18 protein-coding genes are annotated in these 21,154 nt (G+C 47.3%); 4 read left to right on the top strand and 14 right to left on the bottom strand.

What is annotated here, in order from left to right; all coding sequences use genetic code 11:
* Nucleotides 1-140: 140 nt before the first annotated feature.
* Together gcvH and gcvT are read right to left on the bottom strand one after the other, a co-directional pair.
* Entirely contained in the window at nucleotides 141-536 is a 396-nt protein-coding gene (gene gcvH, locus S7335_RS12500; RefSeq protein WP_006453533.1) for a glycine cleavage system protein GcvH, read from the bottom strand.
* Nucleotides 537-725: 189 nt separating this feature from the next.
* Nucleotides 726-1,856, bottom strand: coding sequence for a glycine cleavage system aminomethyltransferase GcvT (gene gcvT, locus S7335_RS12505; protein WP_006454656.1), 1,131 nt, complete (start codon nucleotides 1,854-1,856; stop codon nucleotides 726-728).
* A 129-nt stretch (nucleotides 1,857-1,985) separates the two neighbouring features.
* On the opposite strand from gcvT, the gene S7335_RS12510 reads away from it, so the two are divergent.
* Nucleotides 1,986-2,798: a hypothetical protein gene (locus S7335_RS12510; protein WP_038016180.1), complete on the top strand. Its 813-nt coding sequence runs from the start codon at nucleotides 1,986-1,988 to the stop codon at nucleotides 2,796-2,798.
* 128 nt (nucleotides 2,799-2,926) lie between these two features.
* Here the strand turns inward: S7335_RS12510 and S7335_RS12515 are convergent, their stop codons facing one another.
* Together S7335_RS12515 and S7335_RS12520 are read right to left on the bottom strand one after the other, a co-directional pair.
* Nucleotides 2,927-3,379, bottom strand: coding sequence for a hypothetical protein (locus tag S7335_RS12515; protein ID WP_006454013.1), 453 nt, complete (start codon nucleotides 3,377-3,379; stop codon nucleotides 2,927-2,929).
* Nucleotides 3,380-3,627: 248 nt separating this feature from the next.
* Nucleotides 3,628-4,074, bottom strand: a complete 447-nt coding sequence (locus tag S7335_RS12520) for a DUF2243 domain-containing protein (RefSeq protein WP_006453738.1) — start codon at nucleotides 4,072-4,074, stop codon at nucleotides 3,628-3,630.
* A 340-nt stretch (nucleotides 4,075-4,414) separates the two neighbouring features.
* Here S7335_RS12520 and S7335_RS12525 point away from each other — a divergent pair, with 340 nt between their 5' ends.
* The gene (locus tag S7335_RS12525; RefSeq protein ID WP_006455511.1) at nucleotides 4,415-6,646 is read left to right on the top strand and encodes an NADP-dependent isocitrate dehydrogenase; all 2,232 of its coding nucleotides are present in this window, start codon (nucleotides 4,415-4,417) and stop codon (nucleotides 6,644-6,646) included.
* A gap of 197 nt (nucleotides 6,647-6,843) precedes the next feature.
* On the opposite strand, the gene S7335_RS12530 is transcribed toward S7335_RS12525, so the two are convergent.
* The 7 genes from S7335_RS12530 to S7335_RS12560 form a co-directional block, all read right to left on the bottom strand.
* Nucleotides 6,844-7,026: a hypothetical protein gene (locus S7335_RS12530; protein WP_006456248.1), complete on the bottom strand. Its 183-nt coding sequence runs from the start codon at nucleotides 7,024-7,026 to the stop codon at nucleotides 6,844-6,846.
* Between the two features lie 168 nt (nucleotides 7,027-7,194).
* A complete protein-coding gene (locus tag S7335_RS25955) occupies nucleotides 7,195-7,857 on the bottom strand; it encodes a DUF2808 domain-containing protein (protein ID WP_006454115.1) in 663 nt (220 codons plus the stop codon).
* Nucleotides 7,858-7,915: 58 nt separating this feature from the next.
* Nucleotides 7,916-8,110: a hypothetical protein gene (locus tag S7335_RS12540; RefSeq protein ID WP_006456116.1), complete on the bottom strand. Its 195-nt coding sequence runs from the start codon at nucleotides 8,108-8,110 to the stop codon at nucleotides 7,916-7,918.
* Between the two features lie 105 nt (nucleotides 8,111-8,215).
* Nucleotides 8,216-11,071 carry an NHLP bacteriocin export ABC transporter permease/ATPase subunit gene (locus S7335_RS12545; RefSeq protein WP_006454025.1) on the bottom strand — a complete coding sequence of 952 codons (2,856 nt, stop codon included), beginning with the start codon at nucleotides 11,069-11,071 and terminating at the stop codon, nucleotides 8,216-8,218.
* Nucleotides 11,072-11,086: 15 nt separating this feature from the next.
* Nucleotides 11,087-13,477 (bottom strand): NHLP family bacteriocin export ABC transporter peptidase/permease/ATPase subunit, encoded by a 2,391-nt coding sequence (locus S7335_RS12550; RefSeq protein WP_006454832.1) that lies wholly within the window; start codon nucleotides 13,475-13,477, stop codon nucleotides 11,087-11,089.
* Between the two features lies 1 nt (nucleotide 13,478).
* A complete protein-coding gene (locus S7335_RS12555) occupies nucleotides 13,479-14,087 on the bottom strand; it encodes a hypothetical protein (RefSeq protein WP_006454297.1) in 609 nt (202 codons plus the stop codon).
* A 73-nt stretch (nucleotides 14,088-14,160) separates the two neighbouring features.
* On the bottom strand, nucleotides 14,161-15,231 hold the full coding sequence (locus S7335_RS12560) for a cyclic nucleotide-binding domain protein (protein WP_006453546.1): 1,071 nt from the start codon (nucleotides 15,229-15,231) through the stop codon (nucleotides 14,161-14,163).
* 500 nt (nucleotides 15,232-15,731) lie between these two features.
* Here S7335_RS12560 and S7335_RS28415 point away from each other — a divergent pair, with 500 nt between their 5' ends.
* The gene (locus tag S7335_RS28415; protein ID WP_006454541.1) at nucleotides 15,732-15,908 is read left to right on the top strand and encodes a hypothetical protein; all 177 of its coding nucleotides are present in this window, start codon (nucleotides 15,732-15,734) and stop codon (nucleotides 15,906-15,908) included.
* Between the two features lie 338 nt (nucleotides 15,909-16,246).
* Nucleotides 16,247-16,897, top strand: a complete 651-nt coding sequence (locus S7335_RS12565) for a response regulator transcription factor (RefSeq protein WP_006453635.1) — start codon at nucleotides 16,247-16,249, stop codon at nucleotides 16,895-16,897.
* A gap of 18 nt (nucleotides 16,898-16,915) precedes the next feature.
* Here the strand turns inward: S7335_RS12565 and S7335_RS12570 are convergent, their stop codons facing one another.
* From S7335_RS12570 to S7335_RS12580, 3 genes are all read right to left on the bottom strand, one after another.
* Nucleotides 16,916-17,668 (bottom strand): response regulator transcription factor, encoded by a 753-nt coding sequence (locus S7335_RS12570; RefSeq protein ID WP_006457467.1) that lies wholly within the window; start codon nucleotides 17,666-17,668, stop codon nucleotides 16,916-16,918.
* 342 nt (nucleotides 17,669-18,010) lie between these two features.
* Nucleotides 18,011-18,688, bottom strand: coding sequence for a sigma factor-like helix-turn-helix DNA-binding protein (locus tag S7335_RS12575; protein ID WP_006456092.1), 678 nt, complete (start codon nucleotides 18,686-18,688; stop codon nucleotides 18,011-18,013).
* A 297-nt stretch (nucleotides 18,689-18,985) separates the two neighbouring features.
* A complete protein-coding gene (locus S7335_RS12580; RefSeq protein WP_006455490.1) occupies nucleotides 18,986-20,929 on the bottom strand; it encodes a CHASE2 domain-containing protein in 1,944 nt (647 codons plus the stop codon).
* Nucleotides 20,930-21,154: the final 225 nt, after the last annotated feature.

A 21,154-nucleotide genomic window follows, 5' to 3' on the forward strand; every position in this document is an offset into this window, starting at 1 on the left:
TTTATGGCTTATGGGTCAAGCATAACGACTATTCATATCAGAAATTTATAGCGTGCCGTAAACAAAAAGTCGGTGAGTCATAGCTGTACAGGACGTTTCTCTATATATACGACGTTTCGCTATATATAGAGAAGGAGAGGCTACTCACCTTCTACTTGCTGTTTGTACTCTTCTGCTGACATAGCGTCATCTAGCGCAGAAAGATCGTCCGCTTGCACTTTGATTAGCCAAGATGAACCGTAGGGATCATTCGCAATTTCTTCAGGAGACTCAATTAGCGCTTCGTTGCGATCGATTACTGCACCATCAACAGGTGACTTTAGATCTTCAACTGCTTTGACAGATTCGATCGTGCCAAAGTTTTCGCCGTGCTCAACCGTGTCACCAATATCCGGCAGCTCTAAAAAGACCACATCACCCATTTGATCTACCGCAAATGCCGAGATGCCAATTGTCACCGTATTGTCTTCTTCATCGACACGGGCGTACTCGTGGCTATCTAGATACTGTAGGTCGTCTGGATAATCAAATGCCATGGGAATTTCTAGGAGTGATGAACGATGAATCGTTAGTGATAAATGGGTTAGTTTTTCTCGATAGTGTTGGTCACTTGACTGAGGTACAACTTTCAGGCTGAAAGCCATAGGTAGCAACAGGTCAAGTGACTCGCGTTCCTCTAATGCATCAGAGAAACGCTATATGCGCTTACGTTTAAGATATTACGCCTATTTTGCAGATTTATAGAAGGGACGTTTGACGATGGTGGCCGGAAAAGCTTTATTGCGAATAGCGACTTCTACAGTTGTGCCAACTTTGGCTATGGCTGTGGGGACGTAGCCTAGGGCGATGGGGTAGCCGAGGGTAGGGGAAAGCGTACCACTGGTGATGGTACCGACAGGCGTAGCGTTGTGCATGATGGGGTAGTCGTGACGAGCGATGTTGCGCCCAGCTAGCGTAAGACCAACGAGACGGCGACTTGGGCCTGTTGACTTTTGCTTTTCTAAGACGCTGCGACCAATGAAGTCTGAGGATTTGTCTAGATGGACAAGCCAGCTAAGACCTGCTTCTAGTGGAGTGGTGCTATTGTCTATATCCTGGCCGTATAGGGCCATTGCGGCTTCTAATCGCAGAGTGTCTCTAGCACCCAAGCCACAGGGAACGACAGCGATTTCAATTAGCTGCTGCCATAGTTCACGCGCGGCATCAACTGGCACCATTACTTCAAAGCCATCTTCTCCGGTGTAGCCCGTTCGAGCGAAGAAGGCAGGACGACCGAATAGCTGACCTGTGTGGTGGCTATAGCGAGAGATAGACTTCAGATCTTCTTCTGGGCAGAGCTGGTGAAGTTTGGCGGCGGCTGAAGGGCCTTGAACTGCGATGAGTGCTTGTGTTTGGGAAAGGTCCTGGAGATCAACGGTGTTAGGAAGGTGTGCTTCAAGCCAGGACTTATCTTTATGAGTAGTGCCCGCATTGACAATGAGTGTAACCTTCTCTCTTCGTTTGCCTACAGCTCCCTCTACTTTGCCTTCCTCTACTTCGCCTTGGTGATAGACGATTAGATCGTCAATGATGCCACCTTGTTCGTTGAGTAGGACAGTATATTGTGCTTTGCCAGAAGTGAGCCTAGATAGATCTGAGGGCACTAGCTTTTGAAGATGTATGATTACGTCTTCTCCGGTTAGCACAAACTTACCCATGTGAGAGATATCAAAGGCACCAGCGCTTTCTCTTACAGCAGCATGCTCTTGGAGGATGCCGCTGAACTGAACAGGCATTTCCCAGCCAGAAAAAGGCATCATCTTCGCTTTTTGCTCTAGGTATAGGGCGTGTAGCGGTGTGCGAAGCAGATTAGCCATAGCGATAGAGCGATTAGGAAGGGGCGGTCTTTGTGATTCTACTTTAGATGTTTCGTATTTTTATACTTCTTATCTTTGAACCCTAGACGTAGGGAATTATAGACAGACACAACAAGGATAAATAGATATTTGGGTAGTAGAAAGGACGGAGAGGGCTTTGATGGAGATGTCGCTAGTAGCTGGTTAGCGACCTGCAGGAGCTTGATGGGCATTGGTCAACACAAGCCTAGCTTTGTTGTGTTTGAGCTAGGTCAAAGCGGCTGTACTACATTGATCAGATGGTTTAGCGATCGCAAAGATATCGTTTTCCAGGAGAATATCCTGGGCCAGCAAGTGCGCTTTCCTCGCCTGAGTGTGTTCCAGCGGGTTCAGCAGAGCCACGGTGAGGTGTACGGCTTCAATCTGCGAGTTGAGCATTTGCAACAAGTGCAAGCTATTCCAAGTCCTAATCAGTTTTTGCAAGACCTGCATCGAGGAGGCTGCCGAGTAATCTATCTTCAGCGACGAGATCTTTTAAGACATGCGATCGCGACGCTTAAAGCCGATGATATCCAATTCCACTCTAGCTTGAACAAAACTAACGCTTTCGGCAGTCCTTCTAACTGGGTCCATTCCAATAGACGAGTCACCATTCCCGTACAAGCGCTATTGGACTGCCTGAGTTACATAGAGGCCCAGAGAGTAGACGCTCAAGCCATTTTGCATGGCATTCCCCATCTATCGCTCACTTACGAAGATGATTTGATTGATCCTAATGTTTATCCTGCTACTGCCCAGCGGTTGTCCGAGTTCCTAGAGATCAGATCGCTTAAACTTACTGGCAGATTGGTCAAACTTGTTCATCAAGACATAGCCGATCTTGTTGCCAACTACGATGAAGTCCGCCAAGCCCTAGAATCGTCAGAGAATGCTCACCTGCTACCTGGCGCTAGCATCTGCTAATTTCGGTTTCAATGCACTCCCAGCCGTAATTATTCAAGCTGGTTTTTTTGGCCTGATTGTCTGTACTGAATAAACTTTATCTAATTGAATGAATGCCTATTGCAGTTTGTATTAGCGATACGAGAAGGCTAGTTGATATCGGGAGACAGCTTTTTGATTAGGGTGATGATCGTATCAAACAGCACGAGTACGCCGACTACCATCAGTCCTGTGAGCAAACCGTTGAGGCTCGAAAGCATGTAATAGAGCACTTTGAACCAGGCTTCACCGATGTTCTCGTATTCGCCAATAGGAAAGCTCAGCATAAGAAGTTGAGTCACCGAACCGATGAATGTAGCGGTTGAGAGCCTACCGATAAGTTCGATACCTTTGTAGGTGTCATAGTCAAAATCAGTATCCGCTCGGCTAGCGAGGCTCAGCAAAGTCAGCATGAGCGCTAGGGTCGTGACAGAAGCAGTTGCGATCGCAGAACTTAGATACAAAGAAGACTCTCTAATTCCTTCTAGTAGTTGAAGGGATTCAGCTTCGCTGTATATGCGCCCAGTGAGCAATGGCTGCACCACCGCAACAGCTACAGTCACACTTACGCAAAGAATGGCGTAGCGGCGATGCTTAGTATTGTGAATGAGCGCTTTTATGAAAATGGTGAAATCCCTGATTCGAAGATGAGTGTTAATAGGAAAGAGAGGGTATCAGCCCGGCTGTTGTTTCTTATTGGCCATAAGACTGAATATCAAGACGATTGTACTGATGATTGCCTGCTGCTAATCCGGATGACTAGCCATCCCAGGACAGCCATACCAAGGCCCAGCGCTAGAAAACCCATATCCTATGCAAATTCGTTAGGGCCTGGTTTGACATGGTGAATGCCCAATATCTGATGATCAATAAGTCCTTCGATAAAATTGAAAAGTCCTGCTCCAGTAAGCAGGGCTCCTATGAAAACCGGAGTAGACTTCTGCGCATTTGGATTTTGGACAACGCCCCAAAGCAGCGCGATCCCAGCGAGGGTCAACACCCAGTCCAACAAGTGAAACAGACCATCTCCAAGCGTATTTAGCTCTAACCCAGAAACAGTACTATCTGTCTCCACACTGGTGAACATATGGTGCCACTGCAAAAGCTGATGGATAACAATCCCATCAAAGAAACCTGCCTGTCCTAGCCCTAACACAATACCAGCGACAATCAGCGGTCTGCGCTTTAGTGCCGGGTTTTGGACGGTTTCATGAACTGAGTCAGATGCGACTAGATCGCTTGAAGCTGGCGACGTCATTTTTAAGTGAGCACTTTATGAACAAAATCTCTAGGGAGAAAATCTAAACTCTCATTCTAGTGAGCTGTCTTTAGTCAGTCCGAGTTGTTGAGCTAACTAAACTAGCTGCTAACTAAACTGGCTATTGAGAGAGTTCTCTCTTAATGTTGCCGACCTATAGGTTCAAAACATCTCCTTTTAGGCTAGTTGGAACTGCTTGACTTGGCTAAAAGTTATCACCTTAGATTTTTCTGCAAGGAATATTAATTTTGGGACTCGTGCTATTGGGTACAAAATACTGCCAATATCGACTGCTATACTCCTTCAGGGCGTGCAGACTCAGCAGTAGGAGGACTTTATAATGCCTAACCCATCCGCTACTATCATCTATACCTTTACAGATGAAGCGCCGGCTCTGGCTACACAGTCTTTTCTTCCGATTGTTCAGGCCTTTGCTAAAGCGGCAAATGTCGCTGCTGAGACCAGCGATATCTCTTTAGCAGGTCGAATTATTGCTAGTTTTCCTGAGCAGTTAAGCGAAGCTCAGCGGCAGCCAGATGCCTTAGCTCAGCTAGGTGAATTGGCACAAACACCGGAAGCTAATATCATTAAGCTGCCAAACATTAGCGCGTCAGTTCCGCAGTTGGTGAGTGCGATCGCTGAACTCCAGTCAAAAGGCTATAACGTTCCTGACTATCCGGCTAGTCCAAAAAACGAGACCGAATTAGAAATTAAGTCTCGCTATGCCAAGGTGCTCGGTAGCGCGGTAAATCCGGTCTTACGCGAAGGGAATTCCGATCGCCGAGTCGCTGCGGCTGTCAAGGAATATGCTCGCAAACATCCTCACTCTGTAGGTAGCTGGCGATCTGACTCTAGATCTCATGTTGTACATATGGACAACGGCGACTTCTATAGCAGTGAGCAGTCTGTTGTAGTTGAGACTGCTGGCGACGTCAGAATTGAGCTAGTTGAGAGTGATGGTACTGTCACGGTGCTCAAAGAAAAAACACCCGTTTCAGAGCAAGAGGTAATCGATGCGGCTGTTATGAGCGTTAAATCCCTGCGCGCTTTCTATACAAAAGCAATTGAGGCGGCTAAAGCAGAGAACATATTGCTTTCACTTCATCTCAAAGCAACGATGATGAAAGTCTCTGATCCAATTCTCTTTGGTCATGCGGTTACTGTCTATTATCAAGACGTTTTCGAGAAGTACGCCGATACCTTTACCGAGCTAGGGATAAATCCAAATAATGGTTTGGGCGATGTCTATACCAAAATTCAATCGCTTCCAGAAGAACAGCGCACTGCGATTGAAGCCGACCTGCAGGCAACCTACGATAGCCGTCCACCTTTGGCAATGGTCAATTCTGACAAAGGCATCACGAACCTGCACGTGCCTAGCGATATTATCATCGATGCTTCTATGGCCGCTGCTATTCGGACCTCCGGTCAGATGTGGGGGCCAGACGGCAAGCTCCACGATATGAAAGCAATGATTCCAGATCGTTGCTATGCCACTATGTACCAGGCGTGCATTGAATTCTGTCAGGAGAACGGTGCTTTTGATGTAACCACAATGGGCAGCGTTTCTAATGTGGGACTGATGGCTAGAAAGGCAGAAGAATATGGCTCTCATGATAAGACGTTTGAAATTCCAGCGGATGGCACGGTGCGGGTGGTCGACGGAGCCAGCCGTGTACTGATGGAACACAGCGTGGATAAAGGCGATATCTGGCGGATGTGTCAGGCCAAAGATGTTGCTATCAAAGACTGGGTGAACCTAGCAGTCAAACGGGCCACGGCAACGGGGAATACAGCGGTCTTTTGGCTAGATGAAAACCGGGCCCATGATGCTAATATCATCGCCAAGGTGAAGCAGTACTTATCAAACTACGGCACAGCAGGGCTGAACATTAGAATTTTGCCACCCGTCGAAGCGATGCGCTTCACCTGCACAGAAATTAAAGCCGGAAGAAATATCATCTCCGTAACTGGGAACGTCTTACGAGACTATCTGACCGATCTGTTTCCAATTCTAGAGCTAGGAACTAGCGCTAAGATGCTGTCAATTGTGCCGTTGCTAGCGGGCGGTGGCTTGTTCGAAACGGGAGCCGGCGGCTCTGCGCCAAAGCATGTGCAACAGTTTATCGCTAAAGGGCATCTACGCTGGGATTCCTTGGGAGAGTTTTTAGCACTAGCAGTAGCGCTAGAAGAACTGGGCCGCAAAACAAACAATCAGCAAGCAATGATCGTTGCTGAGGCGCTGAACCAGGCAACAAGTAAGCTGTTAGATACAGATAAATCGCCCTCGCGTCAGGTTGGGGAAATCGATAATCGAGGGAGTCATTTTTATCTAGCCCTGTATTGGGCCCAGACACTAGCTACGCAGGATGAGGACCGGACGCTACAAGAAAAGTTTGTGCCCGTGGCTAGGCAGCTCAGTGAAAATGAAGCGACTATAGTAGATGAGCTAAGAACTTCACAAGGTCAGCCGATGGAAATTGGTGGATACTACTTACCTGATGCACAAAAAGTGAGAGAGGCAATGCGGCCTAGTCGGACATTTAATCAGGCGATCGCTTCTCTCATCTGATACAGTGCATTTTATCCGTCGCTCCTTGACCCTCTTCAATCATGGCTACGAAGCATACAGTCATCGGCGGATGATATTTCTGTTAGGAACGTTAATGATTGCCGCTGCTGGGGTTAAAAATTGCTACCTAGCGCCTATGCCCGGCGCCTATTCTAGGCAGCTACTCTAGCTAGTGACGACTCTAGCGAATAGACGGTTTAAGCAACCGTTTCCATACCGTCTGTCGTCGCCATTTGCCGTTCGACAGTTTCAATTTCGGCGTTGGTAGCGGCTAGGCGAGCCTCCAAAAAATCACGGATCGCTTTGAGTCTTTTAAGCTTGAACTTTTTATAGTCTTGGGGAGAGTACTGGTGTGGAGAGCAGCAGAACGGAAAGAACATATCGACTTGACCTATGAGAACATAACTCTAGGGTAGCGATAGTTCTTGATTGCGACAACAGACTCTAGACCGCTTTTCCTGATCGCGCCTACTGACAGAGCATCTGTTGGAGTCAGAGCACCTGTTAGAGTACGTTTCAAATCCTATTAGCATTTACTAGTGGTAGTACTAATGGTAGAAGCGGCGTCGACTGTACCCTTCATAGAAGCTTAGCCGGGCGGTTCCTAACCTGCGCGGTCTGCTGTTGTCGCCAGTAGGAATACCGGCTACTTGGTAAATATAGATACCATCGCGCGGGTTGCGAAAAGATCTGAGCACGACTGTGATATTTCGACCTGGCTGGAGAAATGGATCAAAGCTGACTGTAACTGTTCTGTTGTTAGAATCATTAGCAACAGTAGCTGAAGATATCTTCTGATTGCGATCGCCGCCTTCAAACACATAGCTTTTCCGAGCGCTGTAGCTAGGGTAGTCTGCTCCCTCTATCTGAGAGAAAGTAATTGCCTGAAGCGGCGCTGTAGAATCTGCTGGAATATTAATATTAAACAGATAGCTAGCATCTCTATACTGCAAGTTGCTGGTAACACTTGTATCAGTCAATCTCAAAAGTTCTGGAACTTCATTGGCATCGGCCTGTGCTAAATTATCAGACCGTGCAAAATTATTAGACTGTGCCAAAGTAGGCGTCTGGGCAGATACAGCACCTGTTACGGACAGAGCCTGCCAACTAGCCTCAAACAACTGATCAGCAGCTATGTTGACTATAGCCAAGGTATTAGAACCAGCGAATGCTATACCTGATGCGAACAACAGAATGGGTAGTTTTCTCATGTTCTAAGTCTATCCTATAGGGCTGTCTTGCAAGACATTTCCTATATTGGTTTTCGGCCTACGCGCTGAGCTGCTGCCACTTGCAAATTAAACGATCATTCTCTGTTGTCCATGTCGCAGTCATGCGAGATTTGGGCGCTGTTTTGGCAACAGGCTGCAAGGAATAGAGAACAATGGTTTCTGCTGCAGCACTAGTCTCGGTTTGCTGATCGCTTGGCTGCTGGCCGTTGAACTGTTGCCTTGTGAGATGCATGATGAAATCCTCTAGTGATTGATTTCAATCTAGAGACCAATCGGGAATAAGTCGGGAAGACAACAGATCGTTTAGTCCAGTTCTTTTAGTCTAGCTGTTTGCGAGCTAAGCCATCTGTCTTTTGATTAGCTGCTTGAACACACCTTCCTCTTGAGCGAGCTGATCAAAGCTTCCTTGCTGAACAACTCTGCCAGATTTGATGACGTATATACGATCAGCATGGCGAATGGTGCTCAGCCGATGAGCGACTACAATCCTGGTAACATTGAGCCGATCCAGGCTCTGACTGACAATAGCTTGGGTTCTGTTATCTAGAGCGCTAGTCGCTTCGTCTAGCAGTAAGATATTTGGGTTTAAAGCTAATGCACGAGCAATCATCAGGCGCTGTCGCTGCCCTCCAGAGAGATTGCCGCCGCCTTCACTGATAACGGTATGCATCTCCATTGGAAAGCTACGAATATCTTCCGCAAAGCCCGCCATTTCTGCAGCTCGCCAGGCATCTTCTAGACTGATAAGCGCACCGCCGGAGATGTTTTCGAATAGCGAACCCGCATTGATACGGCCATTTTGTAAGACCACGCCGAGCTGTCGCCGAACAGCAGCAACATCTAAGCCGGCAACGTCTTGGTTATCGTAATAGACAGTTCCAGACTGAGGAGATTCAAATCCAAGCAGTAGCCGCAAGACGGTAGATTTACCAGAGCCAGAGGGGCCAACAAGCGCAATAAACTCGCCAGGATGAGCACCTACGGTAACATCGTCTAGGATGAGTGGACCGTCTTCTCGATAGCGGAAGGTCACATGATCTAGGCAAATGCGTCCGGAAAGGCGACCAGGATCTGATTTTTGGGTGCTAAGTTCGGGTGTGGCGGCTAAGATAGGTTGCGATCGCATCCATAAGGGGATGACTTCTAGCACTTCAATCACAGTCAAACTGAGGCTAGTTGCTCCATTGATGAAGATGGCGAAGGCAGCGACAAACGCTAAGAACGTGCCGCTAGAGAGCCCAGCTGATTGATCTGGGCCCACTAGCGTGGTGGCGATTGCAAACAGCGCAATCGAGGTCAGCGTTGGCATTGCCGTGTTAAATACATCAACCCCGTCTTCTAACTTTTGGGTACTGAGATCAAGTTTGATTTGCTGTCGATATCGCTGTGCCCATTGCCCAAAAGCACGGGGTTCAGCGCCTGCTAGCCTTAACTTAGAGACACCATTTATGAGCTGTACCATCAAGCCGTAGATTTCACCATCTAGCTCTAATAGAGGGCGCTGCTTTTTTAATAAGAGAATGCCAGATACGATAGTCACTCCCATCACTAGAACAGCAACAAACAGTGCCAGTACCGCTAAACTAGCGCTGTAATAAAACAACAGCCCCAAGTTCAAAAAGGCAAAAGCGCCGGAAAGAATGGCATCTAAGGCCGTACCGCTGAGCTTACGGCGGATTGTATTGACGCTAGAGACCCTAGCTTGCAAGTCTCCACTAGAATAGTCTCGAAAGAAAGACGGATGTAGTTTGAGCAACCGATCCCAGACGGCAGCTTGAAGCACTGAGTCAGAGCTAGTCTCTATCCGCATAGCTGCGATCGCCTGAGCAAATTGAAAACAGCTACGACCAAAGGCTACAGCGAGCAGCAGCAGCCCTAACTCAATCAAGGTCGCCTCGTTGCCATATGGAATGGCGTCGTCAATTAAGACTGCTGTGGCTTGCGGAATCGCCATGCCTAGCAGACTCATGGCAACGCCAGTTAGAAGAATCATCCACAGATCTTTTTTGTGTCCCTGCAAAGCAAACTTCAGTAAAACCCAGGCGTTGAGCTGACCTTCAGGTAAGGGACGATAGAATACAAACGCTCTAGGATCGAGCGTGTTCGCAATAGATTCAGTGACGAGCGTTCGATTTAGGCTCACTGGATCGAGCAGTTCGTAGCGATTGTCTTTGATCGGCAACAGTGCCATCGGCAGGTGATCTGCTTGGGTATAGACCACCATAGGACCGCTATCTTGAGTCCACCAAGGGCCGCGCAGTAGGATTTGCCGCAGGCGTAGCTGAGAAGCTCTGGCGATCGCCTCTAAGGGTTCTTTGACCTGCTGAAAATTTTCTGAAGTGTTTGGCGCGCGAAGGCTGACGTCTAATACGCGGGCAACGGCCCCTGCAGCGACTAGAAGAGGCGTGTCCGCCGAGAGAAAGCTGTTGTCTTCGGGCCGCAGCAAAGAGGCCAGTCCTCTTAAGGCCTGATCAGCAGTTTTTTGATTAAGTGACTGCCGCTGCTGAAACTGTCGTAGGCCAGTCTCTCCTTTTTCGAGGATAATTCTTTCAATTGCGTTCAGCACATACCGATGGAAGCACTCAATCCCACTACTAGCTTCATCGGGTTTGGTGATCGCCTCTGGCGAATAAACCTGTAGCTCTACGCTCCCACCTTGGGCCTGTAGCCAGGTGCCTTTCGCTATCGGAAACAATCCTACATCTGGGGTTAGCGGCGATTCGATATGGTCTAGCCAGCTAGCATTGCCTTGCTTGACTTTTATCCATACCATTTTCTCTTGTGAACCATAGCGGATACCGTTTCTTAGTGAGATGTACTCAGACGGATTGGGATCTATAGGCGCTGGCGAACGGGGAAAATCTTCTATCGAGCTGAAATGCTCAAACCAGGAAGTAAAGGGAGCGAGCGTATGGGAAGTGAGAGAAGGCGTGATCACCGACGGTTCGAAGGCGATCGCGACCAATCCATACGCTTGAGGTGTGCATCCTAGTAGATAGTCTCCTGCTGAGACTGTGAAGAGGTAATATCTAGGGCCGGTTAGTTTGCCCTCACTCCAAGTGACCGCAAAAACGCCAACAGATCCCGAACTCACCTGCCAAAAGGAGCCGGGCTTTTCGAGCAGAAAAGTTTCGTTCCCTGCTAATGTTTTATCAGATGCTTTGTCAGAAGAAGGAGAAAGGACAGAAACCATAGCATTGTATCTCCCTTATAGGGCTGTTCCAGACTGATTGATCAAAGTCGCGTAGTGACCTTCTTGTCGCCAAAGCTCTTCGTGAGTACCCCGTTGTACGACCTGCCCGCGCTCTAGCACAATAATTTCATCCGCATCGCGAATAGTGCTTAAGCGGTGAGCGACGATCAAACAGGTACAGCCTCGCCGTCGTAGGTTTTGGTCAATGATTTTTTCGGTTTCAGAATCTAGCGCACTGGTCGCTTCATCCATAATTAAGATCGAAGGATTGTTGACCAGTGCTCTAGCAATCTCTAACCTTTGCCTCTGTCCGCCACTAAGGTTTTGACCCCCCTCTAGTAGCTGTGCATCATAGCCATACGGAAGCGCTAAAATGGCTTCCTCGATGGCTGCATCTTGGCAAGCCTGTTGAAGCTGGGCGTCCGGTACCGTGCTATCCCACAAGGTGAGATTATCCCTGATAGAACCAGCGAATAGCAAAATGTCCTGCTCTACCATAGCAACTGAGTTGGTTATGACTGCCCGAGGTATTTCTCGTCTGGGTTTGTTGTCAAAGCAGATCTCTCCTACTGTGGGTTGATAGAGTCCAGCAATTATCTTAACTAGGGTAGATTTGCCGGAACCGCTGCCGCCAACAAAAGCGATTCGCTCCCCAGGTTGAATAGAGAGATTAAAATCTTTAATTAGAGGCGCATCTAAAGGACTATAGCTAAAAGAGAGATTAGTAATATTAATCGTACCTGATAGGCGAAAGTGAGGGGAGTGCTGAGCGCCTTTACTGATTTGCTGATCACCTGACTTTTGATGATCGCTTTCACCTACAGCACCCAAAGCCTGACTATCAGCCCGGTGATTAGCGTGAGATCTCTCTAGAGACGTCTGCGTAGTGTTCTTACCAAAGCTAGGCCCCTCATCAAAAACGATATCTACCTCATTTTCTAGCACATCGTCTAATCTTTCTAAATTTCCTTGTAAAACCTGCAAAGTATTCGCAAATCCAACTAAGTTCCTCACAGGTCCTTGAAAGCTTTGCATCAGAAGTTGAAAAGCAACCAGCATCCCAATCGAAAGACTACCGTGAATGACCCGCCAGCCGCCGATGATTAAGAGCGCTAATGTAGTCAGCATGGTCAATAGAGCAGGCAGCAGACCCAGCAGACGGTTGGTTAGGCCAAGCTCTTGCTGGGCATTGGTAGCCTTGGTGTAATAGCCGGCCCAGCGAGCGAAAAAGTCTGATTCTATGCCGGATGCTTTGAGCGTTTCAATGCTCTGTAGTCCAGCAATGCTGACACCAGAGGCTTTACCGTATTCTTGGGCAAGGCGGCGGTTGGCATCTGTGCGAGTGCGTGAAACCCACTGCAGTGTCATGACGTTGATAGCGGCAAAGCTGACAACGATCAGGGTGAGTGGAATATCGTATTGCCACATGGCGATCGCATAAAAGACAATCATCACCATACTGATGGCTGTCGTTGTCAATCGACCCGACAATACGCCTGCTACGCCGTCATTGAGGCTAATGCGATCACTGATCTCTCCGGCAAATCGCTGCGCATAAAAACCAACTGGCAGTCTGAGTACGTGCCATACAAAACGGCTGGTCATTCCTACTGCCAACTTGACCCTAAGCGATCGCAGGTATCGCAGCTGTAAACCCGTTAATACAGCCTGCAGCAGCACCGTTATTCCCATACCTAGCAGCACGTACGGTAACCAGTCCAGCCGTTTTGCCAATAGCACATTGTCAATAAAAATCCGGCTAAAGGCAGGCAGCGCTAAGGTTGGGAGCACTAACAAAAAGCCCGTCAGCGCACAAAAGACCAGCGCGCCTACTGAACCACTCAATCGTCGCCGAAGACCTGAGATAGCGCTAGCAGGTCTTCCCCCGCGTACAAAGTCTTCGCCGGGCGTGAAGGTGAGCACAATGCCGGTATAGCCTTCGTCGAAATCAGCCGGCGTGATTTTTCGCGGGCCTAGTGCAGGGTCATTTAAGCGAACACTGGTATCGGTGATTTCATCAACAACCAAAAAATGGTTGAAATTCCAAAAAACAATAAACGGCGGTGCTAGCGCTTTGAGCGAATCAATACTCTTTTTGTATCCCTTGCTAAGTAGACCATAGTTGCGGGCGGCCTTAAGCACGTTGGCAGCAGTCACCCCATCGCGAGAGACACCACAAGAAGCTCTGAGCTCAGCCAAAGGAATAAAGCGACCATAGTAGCCCAGCACCATGCTAAGAGCTGCTGCTCCGCATTCTACTGCCTCCATCTGAAAAACAGTGGGTGTTTTAGACCGCTTCGGCCGCTGCTTGGATGCTGATTGGTGATTCGGCTTTTTGTTGAAACTCTTTGAACTTCTGCCCTGGCGCTGGTCGGACGGCTGAGCTGTCATCGGACTAGCTGTCATTTTACTGGCCTAAAAAAGGAAAGACAAACGTAATAGGCGCTCTTTCTTTGAGCGTGACCCGGGCGATCGCTGGCATCCCTGCAATCGGAGCCATATCATTAGACCCTGTCGACCAAGCATAGTCACCACTCTCACTTTTATCAGGAATGGTGACCACCTCAACGTAGGTTTGTTCATTCCTATTTTCTCTAGCTGACTCGATCGTAGTGATAGACGGTTCTGAAACAGAATCTACAGTAGCCATTAATCCCCCAGCCACTTGCGCCCCTTCTACATCTGGAATCAGTAAAACCTCCATGCCCGGTTCGATCTGAGCAATCTCTCCAGCACTAAAGTAGGCGACCCCGACTAGTTGCTTTGGTGGAGCGTCTAAAGAAGATGCGGGTAGTGCATTGTTAGGCGCATCTGCATAGACTAGCGCCCCGCGTCCGGTAGTGGTGACAGGAATGCGTCCAACAAAGCTCCAAATCAATCCGCAAGTTAGGAGTCCGCCTAGTGCAGCTAAAGGTAACCAGCTACGTGGGTTGATAATTCTCATCAATTGATCTAACTGTTCAGGAGAAGAGAGCCTTTCTACTGCCTCCTTTCGAAAAATGCTGTTGTCGTCCATGCTATCTATTGTCCTAGCAGAAATTCTACTGATATTGCCAGCAGGTATTGCCAGTGGGTAATACTGTCGATACCTAGCCGATTGCTGTGCTAAGTCGCTTGAGCATCCAGTCAAACTTTTGAGCCCCTTGTGAAGCCTGCTGCAGTGCTTCCAAATCTAGTTCGCCTTCATCCTCTATGTTGGTCGTCGCACTGCGACATTCGACTGCGGTGACAGACGCAAGCAACTGAGCGGTTTGAGTAGCCATCACTCGATAGAACCTAGCTGCAAAGCCAAGATCCTCTTGAAGTTTAATCAAGACCCACTGACGAGGGATTGCTAATACCTTTGATTCTTTAGTCGCATGAACTCTGACCGGAAGGGGTTTGAAGTCTAGAAAAGAGATAACGCCAGGTAGGCTGCCTTTAGAGATATAGGCAACGGGTGTAAACGCAGAGCACTGCTCTTGTAAGCCATGAGAGCAGGCCGATAACGGATCATAAGGGATGTCGGTAGTCGCGATCGCCAGTTGACCGTCTAATACGGTATAGAGAGCATCGACCGGGCGACCCATATTTAATAGAACGTCTTCGGCAGCGACGCTCTTGACTTGCCCGATACTCATCATCCAATCAATATCACTATCTTTCAGCTCTCCAAAAACAAACAGCGCTTCTTTTACCATCTGCCCGGACTGATAGCGTAATAGATCGGGATTGCTCGCTGCTTCAAACTGAGTACGAATTCGCTCTGAAGTAATCAGCGCAATCGTCCGATAAAAATGCGCTGCAAAGCTGACCTCTGTCTGTAGCTTCTGGCGCAGCAGTTCTCCTTGAATGGTCAGCACCAGCGCCTCTCCATTGGCGGAGGTCACACTCACCGGAGAACTATCAAACAGCCAACTGGCCCCAATCAAATCTCCACGGGACAATTCAGCAAAGGCCTCGCCGCTGCATGGCGCACTCATCGCTAGCTTGCCTTCTAAGACCAAATACAGCGCGTCTAAACGATTGCTAGCAGAGCTATCAAAACTATCGTCACCATCATTGAAATTGACTCCGGGGGCAATTAGCACCGCACCATCAGCTAAAGACTGACGCTGACCAGTCGTCACCATCCAGTCAATATCAGCGTTACTCATCTCACGAAGCAAAATATCTGACATAGGGAATCAATTGTTAAGTATCGCTGTGGATTAATGATTCAAGCGCAGGAGTTCGAGAGCCACAGGTGAGTAGAGTTAGGCAAGTCAGGCTAGCTTCACTATCAAAGCATAAACATAACGGTTGCTCATACAATCGATGTTTGGATCGATACAAAAATTAGAACAGAAAGGTTGTTTTAAGACGATTTTGAGCTTTCTCTCACCTCTCTCTCATTCTCCTCTCATAATCTCTTTAGGTTATCTCCTGTTGAGTTAAGAGTTGTAATCTGAAGTGCAAGGCGGCGAATATTTTGCGTTAGCGTTTGTAATGATGAGATGCGTAGCAATTGAACTTGTTCTTTTGGTTTGTTTGAAGGTAGTAAGTTTTATTGCTCGCAATCGATTTTGATTGATAGAAGTAACGCGACTTACTCCACAAAACTCGTCCTCTTAACGGTTCGGACGTCATGTAGGTGTTGTCCGGATACGCTCAAACTGTTCGTAACTACAAGGTGATTAAAATGGCAGAAGAAAACAAAAACGTCACAGATACTGAGCTTTCTGATGACCAATTAAAAGAAGTTGCTGGTGGTAAAAACGTTCACAAGACTCGTTTAGAGCATTTGGACAACCAGACTAAAAGTGTTGACGACGTTCAAGATACTCGTTTAGAGCACTTGGACAATCAGACTAAATAGACTGATGTCAGTTTCTTTTAGAGGACTTCGTTAGCTTGTGTTGGATTCATATATCGCCTCTGTCTAGCTGGTATATGTGAATTGGCACTGATAAATGTTAAACCATCAGGGCGTAGCATGCTACGCTCTGATGGTTTTTCTATTGACACTCTCTAGTACGTCTAATTTCAATGCTTTACTGAGCAGAGCACGCTTATAACACTTGATAGCAAGAGTGTTTCTATTGCTCGAATTTTAATCAACGATTAACTTTGCCGTCCACTATGACTGTAAATTAACAACAGTAGGGGATATTGCGTCGCTGATAATTCAAGACTGGGAAAGGGGAAAATCAAGAAATGGTTGGCAAACGATTTCTGGTAGTTGACGATCACGAAGCAATTTTGGAAGGAACTATTCCAGCTCTACAACAACAGTATCCAAGTGCTGAAATCTATACAGCGCAATGTATGCGAGCAGCTGAGAAGCAAATTGACGGACTCAGTTTAGATTTGGTCATTGTGGACTTAAGCTTACCCATAGAACCGACTATGCCAGCAACTTCCAAAGTCGGTGTAGAGCTATTGAGCAAGCTGATGCGAAGCGATGACGCACCCAATTTAATGGTGCTTAGCACAAATGTAAAACCATTGATTCGTTTGAAGCCGCTGATAAACTCATACGGAGGGGGATTTGTCGCTATGGACAAAGCAGCTCCCATTCAAGTGATGCTCAAATCTGTAGAGATTGCACTACGAGGTTCAATCCACTTGCCCCCGGAAGTAAGAGCTAGGGTAGAGTTTGATCCCAAGTGGTTGAAAGTCATTGAGTTGAAGTACCAAGAGGGATTGTCTGACCAGGCGATCGCCCGGAGACTAGGTGTAAGCGATCGCACCGTCCGCAACTATTGGACTCGCATTCAAGATGCCCTACAGGTCTACGATGATCCTAGCCAAGATTTGCGAGTACAAATTCAGCTGGCTGCTCGTAGAGCTGGGTTTATCAGCTAAAGAATCACTAAAGGATTATTAGGACAAACCATCTTCTCGGAAAATATAGCCGACACTACGAACAGTGTGAACTAAGCGAATCTCGCTGTTCGCCTCGAGCTTTCTTCTTAGGTAGCGGATATAAACTTCAATGATGTTGGAACTTCCCATATATTCGTAGCCCCATACATTCTCTAGAATTTGAGATCTCGTCAATACTTGAAAGTAGTGACACATCAGATACTCTAGTAAATCGAACTCTTTGGCTGTTAGACGAATAAAGCGATCGCCTCGAAAGACCTCTCTGGTTCTGCGGTTGAGCTGGACGTCTGCGCATCGCAAAACCGCAGACTCAAGGCGAGAACTTTGATTACGCAGCAGATTGGCGTGAATTCTAGCCAATAATTCTTCTCGATCGCAAGGCAGCGAAAGACAGTCATTGGCACCTGCTTCTAGTCCGGCAATTCTCTGATTGACGTTGTCTTGGTCAGTTAGCAAAATGATTGGCGCCTCACCTTGGCTAGCTCGAAGGCGCTGACAAATCTCTAATCCTGAAATTCTTGGCGGCGACCAGCCTACAACAACTAAATCAGTGGCTACCCGTTGAACGGCTAGGAGCCCTCTAATACCATCGCTGATTACGCTAACTTGGAATCCTTCACGATTGAGTTCTATCTGCAAAGACTCAGCTAATTCTGGCTGGTCGGCGATGATCAGAATGTGTTGAAGTTGAGGTAAACGAGACCGACGAAGGGGTTGCGTACCTAGACGTTCCTGCGTAGCTTGAAGCATTGGTAATTGAACCTATGAAAATAGGTTTAGTACGGTTTCGCTGACAGCTATTCTGGCCTAGGTCCTACGAAAATACACGAAGAAACACGGCAAACCCCTTTCCGATTTTGGAAAGAAGGTAGGGGAAGTAGTAGATTACCCAGTCCTTTTAGTTTAGCGACTTCAAGAAGCTCAAGGTAAGTATAGTAAACGCTATCAAAGTTTCAGTTTGTTCAAACGGTTTAATATTTCGCTATTGTATGCATTACAGCAATATGTGTACTCTCTTTTGCCTAGTTCAAACGCTGACTAGGTGTTTCAATCTGGGTTTTATCCTCGAATCAGTCTGAGGGCGCTTGTTGGCTATGGAATCAACCCTGCCTCGCGAGCAGCTAGCTGAATCTGAATACGGAGATCTCGGCGGTTATCGTCTATCACTTGAAGGGCATCTTGAATCCTTAGCCAATAGTTGCGCACGGTGCGATCGCTTACACCCAACTGCCGGGCGATCGCCTGGTCGGAGAGTCCCTCTTGATACTTCAGCGTCAGTACCTTCAGCCACCTGCGATCAATCTCAGGGCGGGCTCGTACCTCTGGTGGCAGATAGATAGATCCGCGTAAGGCAATATCTACTCTGTTCAAAGCGGTCTGTAATGGCTCTGACTTTTCCAAGGCTACAAATCCACTTTGATAAGAGTTAATCACAGATTTTAGGCGAATTAGAGGACGAATATTAATACTAAAGACCATCAGGCTAGGAGCTAACTCACTAGTCAATAGCTGTTCTAAAAGTCTAATACCTGTTGTAACGGTAGCCGGGGACTGTTGAGTCATTGGTAAGATTAAATCTACCAAGATGAAAGTAGGAGACTGAGTAGCTATGATCCTTTCGGCTGCTTGAACATTCCTTGCAGTCATAATTTTGGCCTCTGGATAGCGCTGCTGCAGTCCAGGCAAGATGCCTGCTAGAATCGCCTCGTGATCGTCGATAAGTAAAAAGCGCTGAGGGAGAATCCGTGGAGATGTGTTTTTAGAAGCCATATTTGATAGATGCTGCACCAGTTAAGGAAGTTTAAGTTTTTACATGGAGGAAAGAGTAGTTTCCTCTAGAAATGAGCTGTCCGGTAGCGAAGCTCGAAGTTAAAAAAGTCGAGTTAAAAAGGTTGAGTTAAAAGCAACCTGACATAGATTGCTGATGATTAGTGAAACGTGGAAGCGTTCTTGATAGCTAATTTGATTTAGTAAGCGTCTAGCGGTTTACGAGTTGGGATTTGTCTAGGTTAGTTAGCGCTCTTAGATAGCGTGTCAATAGCGTGATTAGCAGGCAGTTAAGAGATCTCATCGTCTAGATCTCATTAGACGCTTCTTTGGCCAGGTAAGTTCGCAGACCGTGCCTTTTGGATGGTGAGGTCTGCGTTGGAACTCTCCTCGCAACCGCTGTGCAATTGCGATCGCCTGGCGGGTTCCCTGTCTAGCTGGCCTAGAGAAGTCGAGTCCGACGCCATTGTCAATAATCTGTAACTTGTAGAGAGTTTCCTCAGCGATACAAACAACGTCTAACCGGGTAGCTCCTAGGGCATGATTACCTACGTTCAAGAGAGATTCTTGTAAAAATAAGCAAAGTCCTCTTTTTTCTTCTAAGGTGAAACGAGCCTCTGAAAAGGTTTCAAAAATAGGTGTCACAAAAGCTTGTATCTGAGCAAACCCGGCTAGCGGCTGACTGAGAGTATGTTCGTAGACTTGATAGAGTAGATCGCTTAGAGGCTGATGTAAATCGAAGAATGTGCTGTCGTCTATATATAGGCTGTTGCGGTAGCTGAAAGTTTCTTGGCGCATCGTTTCAAAGATGTTGCGCATTTCAGTACTGAGCGATCGTAATCGCTGTTCTAACTGTTCTTGAGACAAATTTGCTGTGCTACTAATCTGACGAGATAATGCACTCAAATGCTGTAAAGGCCCGTTATGGACCGCTTCATACGTTCGCTCGATAGTAGAGCGCCTTTGAGCCAATTCAAAGCGCATGTCTCTATCGAAAAAGGCGGTTGTCAACCCCGCTCCACCCAGTGCTAGCACCGCCGGGACCACTGGTGTCCACACATTCTGTACTAAAAGCCCAAAGCTTATCAAGATCAGTATTAGCGCTGTGACGCTTAGCACAAAGACGCTTTTCCAAGGTGACATCAAAGCCACACTAATGCCAATACCGACCAAGCCCCAGCAAACAATGTAGAAATACTCTATCAGGTCTGGCCAGGTTCGTAGCGCACAGTCTTCTTCTAAGACAGACCTAACAATCTGTTGAACGACAAGCGAATGAACCTCAATGCCATAGATGATCTTAGTGGGATGTTGAGACAATGACTGCGTCGAATGAAGCGTTGTCTTCGCAGCTGAGGTAATAAAGCTGTCTTTGGTGGCGACAGCGGCTCTACCGACGATGACAATGCGATCTCGTAGGATCTGTGGATCGACCTCACCGGCTAAGAGCGCGCGAAGTGAGACTGTTTCAAAAGACTGTTGTAACATGCAAAAGTTTAGCAGCATCTGAGTGCCACTATCGTCGGTGCGAACATATCCACCTGAGTTGGAATGGAACTCAGGCAGCGTAGTTGAGCCAAATTTGATAGGATTACTAGAATCCTCTATTCCTGATCCAATAGCGAGTTCAGGATTTCTATCAGCTTCTGTACGCAGATAATAGCGAGCAAGTCGAGCTGCTAACGAATACTTTTGAATGCCAGCTTCGTCTTTAGTCGCTAGTACCACCCGCCGCAGTTTGCCATCAGAATCAATAGCGACATCAGCAAAGCCTATCTGTTCGGAAGGCACGCCTTCGGGCGGGGCAACATTCATATTTGTAGCTCCGCTCAGGGCAATTTCAGCAACAATAACGTTCGGCATAGAAGTCAGCACATCACCTAATAACGAGTATTCTTCTCCTCTAGGCAAATCTCTAACGATATCTAGACCTATCACCCTCGGCCGGTAGGTCTGTAACTGTTGTAGGGCCTGAGTTAGAATTTCTGCTGAGATGGGGATACCAGTGATCTGATAATCTTCTTCATCAATAGTAATGCGGACTACTTTTAGCGTTCCTGTAGAGCTAGGGCAGTAGCGAGAGAAAGTATCCAAGTTCATCCACTCTTGCGTCTGTAGCAACCCGCTTAGCCGCACTATGCAGACAATGCCGATAACAAGCGCACCGGGTACAATCAGCTCTTTCGTAACAGAATGCTGATAGGTTAGCTGATGAACTATTCGTGCTTTAATCTCTCTCAACATGTTGCCTTAGCAGATAAGCTACTTCGATATAAAGTTCAGCTGCATCTGAACATCTATAACCATAAGGCTTTGACTAAGGTGGATAAATTAGCCATTGCTGAGAATTGTATGACAGGCGATCAGCGAGTTCTTCGAGAGAACTCAGTCGGTTCTACCATGACAATCAGCTCAAGGTGAATAGATGAAAAACAACACTTTTTCCAATTAGAAAGCCAGCTTAGAGCA

Origin of the sequence: Synechococcus sp. PCC 7335 (assembly GCF_000155595.1) — a bacterium.
In the GTDB taxonomy this organism is placed as follows: Bacteria; Cyanobacteriota; Cyanobacteriia; order Phormidesmidales; family Phormidesmidaceae; genus Phormidesmis.

Coding starts and splice junctions, on each gene's coding strand:
- gcvH (WP_006453533.1), bottom strand. CDS start 536: ATGGCATTTGATTATCCAGACGACCTACAGTATCTAGATAGCCACGAG.
- gcvT (WP_006454656.1), bottom strand. CDS start 1,856: ATGGCTAATCTGCTTCGCACACCGCTACACGCCCTATACCTAGAGCAA.
- S7335_RS12520 (WP_006453738.1), bottom strand. CDS start 4,074: ATGACGTCGCCAGCTTCAAGCGATCTAGTCGCATCTGACTCAGTTCAT.
- S7335_RS12525 (WP_006455511.1), top strand. CDS start 4,415: ATGCCTAACCCATCCGCTACTATCATCTATACCTTTACAGATGAAGCG.
- S7335_RS12530 (WP_006456248.1), bottom strand. CDS start 7,026: ATGTTCTTTCCGTTCTGCTGCTCTCCACACCAGTACTCTCCCCAAGAC.
- S7335_RS25955 (WP_006454115.1), bottom strand. CDS start 7,857: ATGAGAAAACTACCCATTCTGTTGTTCGCATCAGGTATAGCATTCGCT.
- S7335_RS12540 (WP_006456116.1), bottom strand. CDS start 8,110: ATGCATCTCACAAGGCAACAGTTCAACGGCCAGCAGCCAAGCGATCAG.
- S7335_RS12545 (WP_006454025.1), bottom strand. CDS start 11,071: ATGGTTTCTGTCCTTTCTCCTTCTTCTGACAAAGCATCTGATAAAACA.
- S7335_RS12550 (WP_006454832.1), bottom strand. CDS start 13,477: ATGACAGCTAGTCCGATGACAGCTCAGCCGTCCGACCAGCGCCAGGGC.
- S7335_RS12555 (WP_006454297.1), bottom strand. CDS start 14,087: ATGGACGACAACAGCATTTTTCGAAAGGAGGCAGTAGAAAGGCTCTCT.
- S7335_RS12560 (WP_006453546.1), bottom strand. CDS start 15,231: ATGTCAGATATTTTGCTTCGTGAGATGAGTAACGCTGATATTGACTGG.
- S7335_RS28415 (WP_006454541.1), top strand. CDS start 15,732: ATGGCAGAAGAAAACAAAAACGTCACAGATACTGAGCTTTCTGATGAC.
- S7335_RS12565 (WP_006453635.1), top strand. CDS start 16,247: ATGGTTGGCAAACGATTTCTGGTAGTTGACGATCACGAAGCAATTTTG.
- S7335_RS12570 (WP_006457467.1), bottom strand. CDS start 17,668: ATGCTTCAAGCTACGCAGGAACGTCTAGGTACGCAACCCCTTCGTCGG.
- S7335_RS12575 (WP_006456092.1), bottom strand. CDS start 18,688: ATGGCTTCTAAAAACACATCTCCACGGATTCTCCCTCAGCGCTTTTTA.
- S7335_RS12580 (WP_006455490.1), bottom strand. CDS start 20,929: ATGTTGAGAGAGATTAAAGCACGAATAGTTCATCAGCTAACCTATCAG.